The organism is Nostoc sp., assembly GCF_036916735.1.
In the GTDB taxonomy this organism is placed as follows: domain Bacteria; phylum Cyanobacteriota; class Cyanobacteriia; order Cyanobacteriales; family Nostocaceae; genus Nostoc.
In genome coordinates, this window is the sequence record NZ_JBALFV010000056.1 from 1 (window position 1) to 13,952 (window position 13,952).

General features: G+C 39.6%; 11 protein-coding genes and 3 pseudogenes. 7 read left to right on the plus strand and 7 right to left on the minus strand.

The annotated features are described in order from the left end of the window. A pseudogene (locus tag V7L20_RS14065) lies at window positions 1-182 on the plus strand (hypothetical protein); the annotation flags it as partial. 982 nt (window positions 183-1,164) lie between these two features. Here V7L20_RS14065 and rtcA read toward each other — a convergent pair. Continuing rightward, entirely contained in the window at window positions 1,165-2,214 is a 1,050-nt protein-coding gene (gene rtcA / locus V7L20_RS14070) for an RNA 3'-terminal phosphate cyclase (RefSeq protein ID WP_334744678.1), read from the minus strand. 513 nt (window positions 2,215-2,727) lie between these two features. On the opposite strand from rtcA, the gene V7L20_RS14075 reads away from it, so the two are divergent. Beyond that, window positions 2,728-2,988, plus strand: coding sequence for an SBBP repeat-containing protein (locus V7L20_RS14075; RefSeq protein ID WP_334744679.1), 261 nt, complete (start codon window positions 2,728-2,730; stop codon window positions 2,986-2,988). A gap of 225 nt (window positions 2,989-3,213) precedes the next feature. Here the strand turns inward: V7L20_RS14075 and V7L20_RS14080 are convergent, their stop codons facing one another. Both V7L20_RS14080 and V7L20_RS14085 read right to left on the minus strand, forming a co-directional pair. Next, complete coding sequence (locus V7L20_RS14080) at window positions 3,214-3,375, minus strand: hypothetical protein (RefSeq protein WP_334744680.1); 162 nt, start codon at window positions 3,373-3,375, stop codon at window positions 3,214-3,216. Between the two features lie 162 nt (window positions 3,376-3,537). Next, window positions 3,538-4,020: a tetratricopeptide repeat protein gene (locus tag V7L20_RS14085; protein ID WP_334744681.1), complete on the minus strand. Its 483-nt coding sequence runs from the start codon at window positions 4,018-4,020 to the stop codon at window positions 3,538-3,540. A gap of 254 nt (window positions 4,021-4,274) precedes the next feature. Here V7L20_RS14085 and V7L20_RS14090 point away from each other — a divergent pair. Both V7L20_RS14090 and V7L20_RS32625 read left to right on the plus strand, forming a co-directional pair. Beyond that, window positions 4,275-4,524 (plus strand): annotated as a pseudogene (locus tag V7L20_RS14090) (GTP cyclohydrolase II); the annotation flags it as partial. A 16-nt stretch (window positions 4,525-4,540) separates the two neighbouring features. After that, window positions 4,541-4,636 carry a hypothetical protein gene (locus V7L20_RS32625; protein WP_442943545.1) on the plus strand — a complete coding sequence of 32 codons (96 nt, stop codon included), beginning with the start codon at window positions 4,541-4,543 and terminating at the stop codon, window positions 4,634-4,636. 82 nt (window positions 4,637-4,718) lie between these two features. On the opposite strand, the pseudogene V7L20_RS14095 reads toward V7L20_RS32625, so the two are convergent. Then, window positions 4,719-4,904: pseudogene (locus V7L20_RS14095) on the minus strand (outer membrane protein transport protein); the annotation flags it as partial. Between the two features lie 438 nt (window positions 4,905-5,342). Here V7L20_RS14095 and V7L20_RS14105 point away from each other — a divergent pair. Then, on the plus strand, window positions 5,343-7,190 hold the full coding sequence (locus V7L20_RS14105; RefSeq protein ID WP_334744682.1) for an aspartate kinase: 1,848 nt from the start codon (window positions 5,343-5,345) through the stop codon (window positions 7,188-7,190). Window positions 7,191-7,362: 172 nt separating this feature from the next. Here the strand turns inward: V7L20_RS14105 and V7L20_RS14110 are convergent, their stop codons facing one another. Beyond that, complete coding sequence (locus tag V7L20_RS14110) at window positions 7,363-7,509, minus strand: hypothetical protein (RefSeq protein ID WP_334744683.1); 147 nt, start codon at window positions 7,507-7,509, stop codon at window positions 7,363-7,365. 351 nt (window positions 7,510-7,860) lie between these two features. On the opposite strand from V7L20_RS14110, the gene V7L20_RS14115 reads away from it, so the two are divergent. Beyond that, window positions 7,861-9,921 carry a tetratricopeptide repeat protein gene (locus V7L20_RS14115; RefSeq protein WP_334744684.1) on the plus strand — a complete coding sequence of 687 codons (2,061 nt, stop codon included), beginning with the start codon at window positions 7,861-7,863 and terminating at the stop codon, window positions 9,919-9,921. 502 nt (window positions 9,922-10,423) lie between these two features. Here V7L20_RS14115 and V7L20_RS14120 read toward each other — a convergent pair. Continuing rightward, a complete protein-coding gene (locus V7L20_RS14120) occupies window positions 10,424-10,798 on the minus strand; it encodes a response regulator (RefSeq protein ID WP_334744685.1) in 375 nt (124 codons plus the stop codon). Between the two features lie 471 nt (window positions 10,799-11,269). Beyond that, entirely contained in the window at window positions 11,270-11,482 is a 213-nt protein-coding gene (locus tag V7L20_RS14125; RefSeq protein ID WP_334744686.1) for a hypothetical protein, read from the minus strand. 753 nt (window positions 11,483-12,235) lie between these two features. Here V7L20_RS14125 and V7L20_RS14130 point away from each other — a divergent pair. Beyond that, window positions 12,236-13,951, plus strand: a complete 1,716-nt coding sequence (locus V7L20_RS14130; RefSeq protein ID WP_334744687.1) for a Mu transposase C-terminal domain-containing protein — start codon at window positions 12,236-12,238, stop codon at window positions 13,949-13,951. Window position 13,952 lies beyond the last annotated feature (1 nt).

Here is a 13,952-nt window from a genome sequence, read left to right on the forward strand (position 1 = left end):
AAAGGTTCATCGACGAAGCTCAAAGGTTCATCGACGAAGCTCAAAGGTTCATCGACGAAGCTCAAAGGTTCATCGACGAAGCTCAAAGGTTCATCGACGAAGCTCAAAGGTTCATCAACGAAGCTCAAAGGTTCATCGACGAAGCTCAAAGGTTCATCAACGAAGCTCTAATACTAATCTAAGACTATACTTTACTAGATGCAAGAGTCCTATACTCTATTAGGCATAAGCACAGGCAATAAAAAATATCTCTGTGTCTAATGCTCGATACTTTTCTACGAGAGGCTGCACCCTAAGCGTAGCTATGCCGCAGGCTTTACGGCAATGCTCAGTAGAAGTGCCACATATTCAATTCCAGTCCCTTGTATTTGCGATCGCAAACTGACTTAACCTAAATATATGCCTTTAGCAGAGGTAAATTTAAAGGCTATGTTTGATATTTAAATAAATAGGAAGTATTAGGAACGACTGAACTCAGTCTTAACCCTACTTGCAGTTGCCTTGAAAATTTGCCAGTTGTTTGTTCTTGAACAAATGTGGCTTTTATGGAATTGATTGCAAATGCTTCTAGAAAAAGTATCAAAAGTTTTCTTCTCCGCTAAAAAAAGCTCCTATGCCTCATTTCAACCCTTAGAAGTGAGGCACTTTTCTATGTAACTGGATACCCACGCATGATTTTTTCATCAGCCATACAGCCAAAGTGTTAGTACGGTAATGTATTTCGCTTGACCTCGTATATTGACTTATGTTTCATGTTTGCGTTGCTAGCGATCGCTTTTAGGGAAAAGCTTTAATATAGCAATCAATTCAATTAGTTAAAAATACTTCTGATGTTATTAGGACTTACGCAAAATATCTTTCAAACTCTGATTTCTCTGTGTCGCGCCAGTTGCTTCTCCCCTTGGGAGACGCTCTTGCTAGCTTGCTTCCCCGGAGGGGTACAAGTCTCTTAACCGCAAGGGCACACTGGCTTCTGTGCGCCTCTGCGGTAGCCTGTGGCAAGCCGATGCAGCGTCTACGTTATTCCGTAACTCGTGCGTAAGTCCTAGTTATATTCAGTGCTAGTAAAGGCAAGTGGAAAAGCTTAAATCCTATCTCCCGGCTTAAATATGGCATTAACACTAAAAAAATAAGGGCTTTTAGAAAAGTGTTTAGTCTTTAATCTCATCCACCAATTACAGGAATTACTGACACGATTTTCTCCGCTTCATTTACCCTAATCTGCGCCAATCTAAATTGTTCAATTACCGCCGCATTCGTCGTCAAATGTCTACTCACCTCAGCCACCCGGTAATGACTTTCCTGTGACGCTAAAGCAGCTGGCAATAATAACTGATCTGCTAAATGTTCATCCACTGCTGCGCCAGTATGATGAAACTCAAGCAGTTGCTGACAAGCAATTTCTGCAACTGTTTCCGCCGACAACCGCAAACGTCCAAATCCACCAAAGCCAGTCAAGCTGTTCTGATACTCAGCAGTTAAAAAAATACCCGCCCCAGGTGCTATACCTCTTTCTCGCAAAGCATGTACAGCAACTTTCAAATGGGCTTCCCGTAACAAATTTTCCGCACGATTCGCCATCCGTTGGGGAATATGCGAGGGCAATTCTGTTACTACTGCTAGCCCTCGCACCTGTTGTAAATTTCCCCGTTCCAACAAGTTAATCCCGTTGAGTTTACCACCGCCACTTACCTGCAACTGTACCTCTCCCCCGCCTTGGGGAAACCACCCCCAAGCGCCTAATTTGACTTGGGCTTCTACACCCATGCGTTGCAGTATTGGCAAATAAACTTGCTCAATGTACGTCACTGTCGGGCTAAAGTTTACATGAGTTCCACCCTTTAGAGTTAGCTGGGAATTGCTAGATGCTAGTGCCAAAGGTAAGAGAATTGTCTGTAAAACTAGAGCGATCGCACCCGCAGAACCACCAACTTGTGCTTTACTAACATCAAAGGTATAAGTTCCAGCTTGCACAGCACTACCTGGAATGAATTCCAACAGCATTGAACCCAAAGCATCACCTCGTACTTGGGCATTACAAATTCTCGCGGCAGCCCGAACAGCAGTTAAGTGTTGTGCTGCTAATCCTGGTTTTTTGCGTCCAGCGCGAATGCCTGAAATTCGTATGGGTTCGCCAGTGATGGCCGCTAGACTTAAGGAAGTGCGAAGAACTTGTCCGCCTCCCTCTCCGTAGGAACCGTCAATTTCAATCATGGGCGATTTTGGGATGTTGGATTTTGGGTTATCCTTACGGCTGTTGAAATCAAACCACAAATTATAAACGCCTAAGAGCGAGCTTTTTGAAGTGAAGTTACACAAATATACAGAAAAAATTCTGATATGTGTTTGTTGTAGTTTGCTAATTTTGAATTTGAAATTGAATAACCTTGCTTTTACCGGGATTTATCAATCGATATAGATCAACACAAAATCGCATTGCTCTCGGGTTGAGCGGTTTATTCCATAAAATCCAGGCTTCATGTAATCTAGTGAAGAAAAATATTCCAAAGCAATGAACACCAATAAAAAGGATATTGTCGCAAGGAAACTTACCAACGTAATCCGAAGCCGTTCGGCAAAAGTGGCAGAGAACGGGCAGAGAAAGATCGTCACCCCAGCAAAATTGGGGCAATTGTTTAATGAAGGATTTACGTCGCCGCACGAGCGCGCTATAAAAATTTTGCTCTCAGTCATCAGAACAAGTGTAGTTTCAGTAGTGACGGCGGTGTGATCGGACCTGCACTAGCAGCTAGGGCAGTAGATTTGTCCTCTTTTACCTCTTTTGGCACCGAGGGCATTGGTAATGGGCAATTCAGATATCCAAATGGGGTAGCAGTAGACCCTTCTGGTAACATCTATGTGGCAGATACTATTAACGACCGGATCGTCCGGTTTAATCCCAGTGATTTTAACGGCACATTCACCTCTTTTGGCACTTATGTAAGGGCGTTTCTGATCGTCTATAAAACCATACTTTGCTTCAAGTAAAGGTCAATAAGTAATATTAGCAGAAGCAGAGACATAAATTGGTTTACCTTTGAGGTCTCTGCAAGGGTTTTAATTGCTGGGTTGGGATGTGCAATAAGACATTAGGGGTCTTTCTGGAAAATTGCTGCAACTGTGATTTTAGGAATATCTTGTGCTATGGCATTCACGGCATCTATACCATAACCCATGAAGAAATCTACCGCATCCCCCATCAACAATTGAATACTACTGGAAACCTGCGGGCCCCCCCATTTTGATATTTACATCTAAACCATAGTCTTTGTAAATACTAGTAGCGTAGGCGCAGCCCGTCGTAGACATCGCCTGGTAAAATCCGCCGTGTTCTGCTTGTGCTATCCAGTTTGTGCCAAATGTAACTTTATCCAACCGAGAATTGCTAGTTGATGGTTGGTTGCTGTTAGCACAACCAGCAATAAAGCTACTACCAATCCAGATAGAACCGCGTTGAATAAAATTACGGCGACTAAGGCGATGAATTGCTGTTGATCAGGGTGATGACGGATTCATAAAACAAGATGATGTTCTCTTTTATTTGCCTTTGTAGCTGAATCTAAATGTACATTCTAGAATCAACTTTTGATTTACTAGCGAATAAGGCTGAATTTCTAAAGCACCTTTAAAAGCTTTAATGGCTTCACCATATTCTCCTAGTGCTGCATAACACAAACCCATACCGTGAAGCGCTCCAAAATGTATCGGATTTATCTGCACAACCATCTGACAATCTACTAGAGATTTTTGATACTCTCCAATACTGTAATACAGAAAAGCTCTGCGATTCCAAGCTTCTGCAAAATCTGGCTGATCTTTGATTAGTGCTGTCAGCGCTGTTTCAGCTTCAGTAATTTCACCTGCATCAAGTAACTTTTGACTGCGATCAATTATTTCCAGCCCATAAATTCCCTTTTGCTGAAACCAAATCCGCCAGATTTTTCTGGTTGCTTTTTCGCGGACTGTGGCATCGGGGTTTTTCAATTCTTCAAGTAAGTAATTGATAGGTAAAGAATCCATGAATTTGAAATCAGTGAATATACGTTTGTATTAACTTTCTCACAAAATATATCTATTAAATGATTTTTAAAGTCATCTTTAAATTTGCAATAATTTATTGCTAATTATGAATTTTCTGTATGATTTATTGTATTCAGTATATGACTAATACCACACTCGATATTTATAATCAGAAAAATAAAAACTAACTAGAGGCAGTTGACAAATACCTAGTGACTAACAGCTTATAAAAACATCCCCAAAAAATAATGACTATGCCAAAGCAAAACGATGTTTCCAGGCATATTGTTCTTATTTCGCATTCTAGTAGCTTTAACCTTAAACCAATCCCCATTCAATAGGGAGCAACCGAACATAAGGAACGCGGGTCGATTATTGCCACGCTAACTAAGTAGGCACATCGCAATGTGATTGGCACTTATTCTGGCAATTATGCAATTTATCGTGCCCTAGCAGTGGCTAGCGGTATCTTTGCAGTCAGATCATCGAGCGGATTTGATGAATAGGTGATTTTGCTGCGATCGCAGGTCAAAACAAAGCTGTAGCTGTGCGGGTTCATGATGAATGCAACAATTCTGATCTGTTTGGCTCAGATATCTGCACCTGTGGCCTCTAGATTTAAGTATGCGTCCAAACGACACAAGAAGGCGGTGTGGATAATTGTTTATTGGCGCAAAGTAAGAAAGACTCGATTTTAGTTAAAATTGCCAGCTTACTTGTAACCCAAGGATATCCACGCCACCTTCAAAATTACCTTTGAGCGTACCTGCTGTAGTACTTGACTGGTTAATGTAGCTATCGTTTACAAATACGTGGGTATAACCAATATCGAAATTGAATGACTTAGAAGGCCCATAGCTAGCACCGAACCCAATCAAGGTGCGATCGCCACCGGGTAATCAGGGCGTATTAAATTCTTCATTAACAGGGCTAATACCCGTTCGCAGTGTTAAGCGATCGCTTGTTTGCTACGAAATAAGCTACTAATTTCAATCTACACCAAACGCTACCCTAGAAATCAGTATCGTTTAAACCTTGAAGTTTCAATTTAAAATATGATATCGCCCCAACAAAACTACCTTTGAGCAGAAGCTCTGGGTTTTACAATCTTACACAGCAGAGGATAAATCATTTCGACTCAACAGCATGGATTTTGAGGAAACAATGGCAGCGCTTTACGAAGATGTAGTTTTTGAATAATCAACTTATGATTGGGTATGCTACACAATTTTTAGTAAACTAAATATCTATTAATACCTTCAAAGCTTCCTAACCCGGCGGAGGCATTGATTAAAGCAGACACAATTGATTGCATAAAAGTTATGGCGCTCATAGTTCAGAAATACGGTGGTACATCTGTTGGTTCAGTCGAACGTATTCAAGCTGTTGCACAAAGAGTTTACAAAACTGTTAAAGCTGGAAACTCGCTTGTAGTAGTGGTTTCGGCAATGGGCAAAACCACCGATGGACTCGTCAAACTCGCTAATGAAATTTCTCCAAATCCTAACCGCCGGGAAATGGATATGCTGCTTTCCACTGGTGAACAAGTCACCATTGCCTTACTTAGTATGGCTTTGCAGGAACTCGGACAACCCGCAATTTCTATGACGGGCACTCAGGTAGGAATTGTTACCGAGGCTGAACACAGTCGCGCTCGGATTTTACATATTGAAACTACTCGCCTAACTCGCCACATAAATGCAGGTAAAGTAGTTGTAGTAGCAGGTTTTCAAGGCACATCCAGCGCCGGAGAAATGGAAATTACAACTTTGGGGCGTGGTGGTTCTGACACATCGGCGGTGGCGATCGCAGCCGCATTAAAAGCAAATTTTTGTGAAATTTATACAGACGTTCCAGGAATTTTAACTACAGACCCCCGGTTAGTTGCCGAAGCCCAGTTGATGGATGACATCACCTGCGATGAAATGTTGGAATTAGCTAGTTTGGGGGCAAAAGTGCTGCATCCCCGCGCTGTGGAAATTGCTCGCAACTATGGTGTTCCCCTAGTAGTTAGGTCTAGCTGGACGGATGCCCCCGGTACTTGGGTAACATCAGCCAAACCCCAAGGGCGATCGCTGATCAATCTAGAAATTGCCCGTCCGGTGGATGCTGTAGAATTTGACACTGACCAAGCAAAGGTGGCTTTGTTGCGCGTACCCGATAAACCAGGCGTAGCAGCAAGGTTATTTGGCGAAATTTCTCGGCAAAAAGTAGACGTAGATTTGATTATTCAATCAGTTCATGAAGGTAACAGTAACGACATTGCCTTTACTGTTACAACACCAATATTAAAACGGGCAGAAGCAGTAACAGCAGCGATCGCCCCAGCACTGAGGAGTCAATCTAACTCCAAATCTGACGAAGCCGAGGTAATGGTAGAACATAAGATTGCCAAAGTCAGCATCGCAGGCGCGGGAATGATTGGGCGTCCTGGTGTGGCTGCAAAGATGTTCGCCACCCTAGCAGAAGCAGGCGTGAACATCCAGATGATTTCCACTAGCGAAGTGAAAGTAAGTTGCGTAGTCAATGCAACAGAATGCGATCGCGCCGTCATAGCACTTTGCAGCGCCTTTGAGATCGAAGCAGGGGGAGCAGGGGAAGCAGGGAAAGATAAATTAATTCTTTTATCCTCCCCACTCCTAACTCCTCACTCCTCCCCCACTCCTCCCGTTCGCGGTGTCGCCCTTGATTTGAACCAAGCGCGTCTTGCTATTCGTCAATTACCAGATCGGCCAGGGATAGCGGCGAAGTTGTTTGGATTATTAGCGCAGCATAATATTAGCGTTGATATGATTATCCAATCTCAACGTTGTCGGGTGATTGATGGTCTTCCCAGACGAGATATTGCCTTTACAGTGTCGCGGATAGACGGAGAAAGTGCAAAAAAAATGCTTACCCAAATAGCAGCAGAATTAGGATGGGGTGAAGTTGTTTTAGATAGTGCGATCGCTAAGGTAAGTATTGTCGGTGCAGGTATGGTGGGACAACCAGGTGTAGCCGCTAAAATGTTTGAAGCGCTAGCCGAACAGCAAATTAATATTCAAATGATTGCCACCTCAGAAATTAAAATTAGCTGTGTCGTAGCACAAGAGCAAGGTGTTAAAGCTTTGCAGGCCATTCATACTGCTTTTGGACTGGCTGGGAGTGAGAAATTTGTCGTACCAGCGTAAAACTAAATTTTGTTAGCGCAGCGTAAAGCTGAATGGCACTCAATACTGCGTAGGTTTTGAAGATTTGTAGGTTGGGTTGTAGCAAGATCCCCATAGGGGTAAGAAGTAAAACCCAACAAATCTTTGAATATGTTGGGTTACCCTGCCTTAAGCCCCTTTGGGTCTACGTTCCTCAAGCAGTCAACAGCACTCCTAGATAAGCCGCAGCTTGGGAATTACTCAGTACCTGCATTTGTTGGATGGTAATCTCAGTCAAATTGCTAAAAAATGCACACCCTAACTGCTGTTCGATGGTACTAACTGGATCTGAGACTAGCAAAGTTTCTAACTGTGTCTCAAATGATGCTTAATGCTTCTGTGGTATTTAGGTAAGTAAGATTTGCTTGGCGCGATCGCCTACAATCATCGTACAATCAAGTCCAAAGCTAAAGTCCTTGCCCGGTTTCAAACCTTTACTCAAGTCTGATAATATGTAACCGTATTAAGTCTATAACATTTTTTTGACCAAAACAAGAACAATATTAGTACGAATATGTCATATTAGCTAATAATTAATAATTTTACCTGCCAGAATGGCATTAATCTTTTTTCAAAGAATATATTTGTAATTGAATTACCAGTAAAACACGTAAGTTATAATCAAACAATTTATTAGATTACATTTATATTGATGAATAGTCATTTACTAAATGGACATTATCGAATACTAAAAATTCTAAATGATGGTGAAAAGGTAAAAACCTATTTAGTTGAAGATGTTAATCTTGCTAACAGCCAATTTATAGTAAAGCAGTTACGTTCTCCTGGTAGCAGTCCTCAAGCTTTAACAATCTTACGGCGCTTGTTTGATAGCAAGGCAGCAACTTTAGAAAAACTAGGGCAAAAACACGATAAAATTCAAAAGCTCATTGCTTCTTTTGAAGAAAATGAAAAATTCTATATAGTCCAAGAATTCATAGCTGGTAATCCTTTAACTGACGAAATTATCCAGGGACAACCTTTGAATGAAGACCAAGTAATTAGTCTTTTATCAGATATATTAGAAATTTTGATGATTGTACATAGCTATGGTGTGATTCATCGGGATATTAAACCAGCTAATATTATTCGCCGGGAATCAGACAAAAAGTTAGTTTTGGTTAATTTTGGTAGTGTTAATGAAGCCATCACTAATACCGATGACAATCTAGAATATCTACCTATAGAACAAGTTAACGGTAATCTCAAATACAACAGCGATATATATGCTTTAGGTATGGTTGCGATCGCAGCACTTCTAGGTTTATCTAAAAACGAAATATCTAATTTGCGAAATCAGAAAAATCGGCTGACAGGAGAAATAGTTTGGCAAAACAACAATCTAAAATTTAATAAAAAATTAACCAGAATTATTCATAAAATGGTGCGTTTTAACTATCGTAAACGTTACCAGTATGCCACTGAAGTTTTAGACGATCTGAAAAAGATAACAAATGTTGATCATAATCAGCAAAAACAGCATCAAAAAAAATTATTACTAGTTCTGACGGGGGTAGTTGGCTGTATCACACTTGGCGTTGGAGCGTGGCAATTGAGGTTGCTAAAACCTCCAATAAATGCTCAACAAACATTATACCAAGAGGGAGTCAATAAATATGATGCAGGAAACTATGAAGGAGCAGTTGAAGATTTTAATCAGGCGATTGAATTAGATCCAAAAAACGCTCTGGCTTATAATAGGCGAGGTGATGCTTATTATCGATTAGGAGACTACGAGCAAGCACAAGCAGATTCTAGCCAAGCTATTTTACTCAATCCTCAAGATGCTAATGCCTATTTTGACCGAGGATTTGCTTTGTCTGAATTAGGCAAGGACAAAGAAGCGATCGCAGACTATACCCAAGCGATTAAGTTAAATTCTCAGAATGCTTATGCTTACTATGGTCGGGGATTAGCCCGTACTCAACTAAAGGATAATAAAGGGGCAATTGAAGATTTTAGCAAAACGATCGCTCTCAAGCCTCAGTATACTGAAGCCTACTTGCAGCGAGGCATTCTTCACCGTCGCCTCAGACAAAGACTTGAAGCAATCCAAGATTTTGATACAGTAATTAAGATTAATCCTAGCGATGCTAAAGCTTATTATCAAAGAGCTTTAACTCAATCTATCAATAAGCAAAAATATGCAGCACTTAAAGATTACACAGACGCAATTAACATCAATCCTAAATACATAGAAGCCTATCTTAATCGTGGTGATGTTTATAGTGATCTGGGAAATCAAGTCGAAGCTACTGAAGATTACAACACTATTTTACAGATTGATCCTAAATTTAGTGCAGCTTACATCCACAGAGGTATCCACCGCTTTTCTTTCGGAGATTATAAAGGCGCTATTGAAGATTACACCGAGGCACTGAAATTAGATTCTAATGATTTAGCAGCTTATAACAATCGTGGTAACGCCTATCTCGAGCTGGGAAATAAAAAAGCGGCAAATCAAGATTATTCACGAGCGATCGCAATTAATCCTAACAATGCCTTAGCGTACTATAACCGGGGCGTGATTCGCACTAAGCAGAAAAATAAACAAGGAGCGATCGCAGATTTCAAAAAAGCTGCAAAACTATTTCAACAGCAGGGAGAAAAAGATAGTTATCAAGATGCACAAAGAGAAATTGCAATTCTGCAAAATAATTCAGCATTTGCACCTAATACTCGCCCTAAATCTGGAAAAAGAGAAAAAAATTGAGCTATGACTCAATATAGTAATACCATTTTAACCAGGGCTATTTCATTCTAAAAAATTGCTTAAGTGTATCTAACCAAAATGAACATAATTGTTGAGCTTGTGCCATATTTTCAAACATTTGACTTCGATATAAATTCAGAGTTAAATTACGCAGCGATAGCTAAAACCTAGAGTAATTATAATGCTGTCTTTTACCAAATAGCCTTTATATTTAGAATGAAATAGCCCTGGTAATTTCTCCAGAATTGTAAAGTATCTATTTATGTCTCGTAAAAACGTCAACTAAGTATTCCCAAAAAATTTAGTATTTGAACATATGATTGATATGGTCTTTATGCAGGTTGTCAAGAACAACCGCAGAATACAGTACATACTCTGTATGAAATCACTGACAGTTAACAACAAAAATATTCCACTCGGTTTTCAACTGAACTGTTTTATTGCAGATTTTTACACATATCGGCTCAATACCAGTTTGCTATTCACGCCCGGTTCAAATCAATTAACTTACTTCTAAAATTGATTTAACTTTTTTGACAAATACATCAAGTTGAACTGGCTTGCAAAGAAATCCAGCTACTTCATTGTTGCGAAAATATTCTTCATTATTGGCTGATACAATCAAAATCGGGAGAGTATTTAGTTTTAAATTTTGCCGAACATAATTAATTATATCCCAACCACTCATATCTGGCATCCTTAAATTTGTAATTAGTAAATGAGGTTTTTTCATCTGAATTTTGTCAATTGCTTCTGAACCTCTATTTGCAGTTGACACCTCATAACCTTCTGATTCTAAAACGAGTTTCATCATTTGAACCATTTGTTCAATATCATCACAAACTAAAATATGTTTATTAGAATTATTTTGATTCATCTTGCTCATTATTTACTTTAATTTATAAAAAACTGTAATTTTTGAATCAACTAGAAAAAACTGGTGAGTCTTGTTTTCAAAATAAGACTCTTCATTACTAAACTTTTTCTTCTATCTGGTGAACAAGATCAGGCAGATAAAGCATGGTTTAATGTTAAATTTGCTGGTAATAAAAATATAAAACAAAAGCGCCGATATTTCAACATTTTTATTTAAAATATAGGTAAAGCTAGAGAGACGGTCATGCAATTAGGCAGCAAGCTGAGTCAAAACTTCATCACATCAATATATGCAGTTCCACGTTAGGGCTTATTTGTGTAATAGGCGATTGAAAGCAATTTTATAAGAGCCAATACCTTATGACAAAGGTAGAAATTTACTTGTAAGGGATTGACACGCGTGTACGAACTTACGCCAGCTTCAGCGTTCTAATTATTCTGAATTGCCTAACCCAAAACGGGTGTATAAGCTTCAACGTTTATAGGGCTTATTCTGTACAAACCACTTTTCAGAGGCATCTTTGACAACTTCTCTTTCTTCAGACGACAAAAGCTCATCTGGCTGACCAGAAGCTAAAATTTTAGCGGCAGTAACCGCTTTTTCATATGACACACCACATTGAACCAGTTCTGCGCAAAAGATTTTTTCTCTTTCTTCTACTGGTGTAAAGAAATTACTTGGCATTTAGAAAAAAATTTCTTAGTCTTGTTTTCAAAATAATACTCTTTAATACTAAACTTTTTCTTCTATCTAGTGAATAATTTCAGGCAGATAAAACATGGTTTAATGTAAAGGTTGCTAGTAATAAAAAATACAAAACTGAAATTTTTAGCTGATGATTTTATTAGGCAGTTCGCTACAACTACAAATTAGTCTGTGGTAAAGAGTGACTTATCCCGTAAATAGCAAGCGGGAGAATGCGGGTTGGGTGAAATGGAAATTTTTATAGATTAGGTTACAAAGTCCAGCAACGCTGAAGGCTTTTTGAAGAATTGAACGTCTTAAATATAAAATCAGTACCAGCCCTTTCAAGGTCTTGTAATTTTCCTCAAATTTTAATTATTTGAAAAAATATAGTTGCTAGATAGGGAATAGCCATTCGTGAGAGGTCAAGATGAGGTACTGTTTATAAATAAGCAATAGTATTTAAAATGTCGGACAAATGTACATTAACTAATTATTTGTCAATTTAACAGAATATTGTCACAAATACCTCAAATACTTAAAAACCTGTCATGGAAAGGATTATGGCAGGTTTTTTGCTATTTACGTCAGTCACACCCCTTAAGCTTGTATTCACAAATTAGATGTCAAATGCCAGATATTTCACAATTTAATTGTCAATCTCCAGAAAACTGAAAAATCATGATTTTCATCAATTAACAAATTATTTGTCAATTAGTAGTATAATACAACTATGTTTTGATAAAACATAGTATGCAAAATACAGAATCTTCTACAACCTCTATAACTTGGGCAAGCTCCGCAGATATTAATAACGATCTTGCTGAAGCAAACGTTATTGTTTCTAAACTTTCGGATGAAGCTTTGTTGAAAATGGAGGTGATTCAAAGTCTTTTAGAAAATAGCGATCGCATTACATATACTCAAAAGCTCAAGGAAGCGGCAGAAAAGCTTGGTAAGTCAGTACGTACAGTGCGACGGCTAGTAGAGAAATGGGAACAGGAGGGTTTGGCTGGACTGGCGCAAAATCAACGCCTGGATAAAGGGAAGCATCGAGTTGATGAAAACTGGCAAGAGTTTATTTTGAATACCTATAAGGAGGGTAATAAAGGAAGTAAAAGGATGACTCGCCAACAGGTATTTATCAAAGTTAAGGCCAGAGCTGATGAACTGGGAGTTAAGCCTCCTTCCCACATGACGGTTTACCGAATTTTACAACCGTTAATAGATAAAATTGAACAAGCTAAAAGTATTCGCAGTCCGGGTTGGCGTGGTTCGCGCTTATCAGTTAAAACCCGTGATGGAAAAGATTTACAGATAGAACATAGTAACCAAGTTTGGCAATGCGACCATACCCGTGTTGATGTTTTATTAGTAGATCAGCATGGCAAAATTCTTAGTCGTCCTTGGTTAACAACAGTTATTGATAGTTATTCGCGCTGCATCATGGGAATTAACTTAGGCTACGATGCACCAAGTTCTCAGGTTGTAGCTTTGGCGCTACGTCATGCAATTTTGCCCAAGCAATATGGTTCAGAATATGGACTTCACGAAGAATGGGGTACTTCTGGTTTGCCGCAACACTTTTATACGGATGGGGGTAAAGATTTTCGTTCCAACCATTTACAGCAAATAGGGGTGCAGTTAGGGTTTGTTTGTCATTTGCGCGATCGCCCATCTGAAGGTGGTAGTGTTGAGCGTCCGTTTAAAACTCTAAATACAGAATTATTCTCAACTTTGCAAGGATATACAGGTTCAAACGTTCAAGAGCGACCAGAGGAAGCGGAGAAAGAAGCTTGCTTAACGTTGCGGCGGTTAGAGCAAATGTTGGTGCGTTACATCGTTGATAACTATAACCAGCGACTTGATGCTCGAATGGGCGACCAGACAAGATTTCAACGCTGGGAATCTGGTTTAATTGCGGCACCTGATTTACTTTCCGAGAGGGATTTGGATATTTGCTTAATGAAGCAAACACGGCGACAAATTCAACGCGGAGGATATCTGCAATTTGAAAACTTGATGTATCGAGGTGAACTCTTAGCGGGTTATGCAGGGGAAAGTGTTGTGTTGCGATATGACCCTAGAGACATCACAACGATTTTGGTTTATTGCATAGAAGGGGATAAAGAAGTATTTATTGCTCGTGCTTATGCTCAAGATTTGGAGACAGAGGAACTATCTCTAGATGAGGCAAAAGCTAGCAGCCGTAAAGTGCGGGAAGCGGGTAAGGCTGTGAGTAATCGCTCAATTTTGGCTGAAGTTAGGGAACGCGAAACATTCCAAACTCAAAAGAAAACTAAAAAAGAGCGTCAGAAAGTAGAACAGGCTGAGGTCAAAAAATCTAAACAACTTATACCTGTTGAGCCAGAATCATCAGTAGAGGCAGTATCTATTGATAGCGAACCTGAGCCAGAGATGCCGGAAGTTTTTGATTACGAACAAATGCGTGAAGATTACGGGTGGTAAA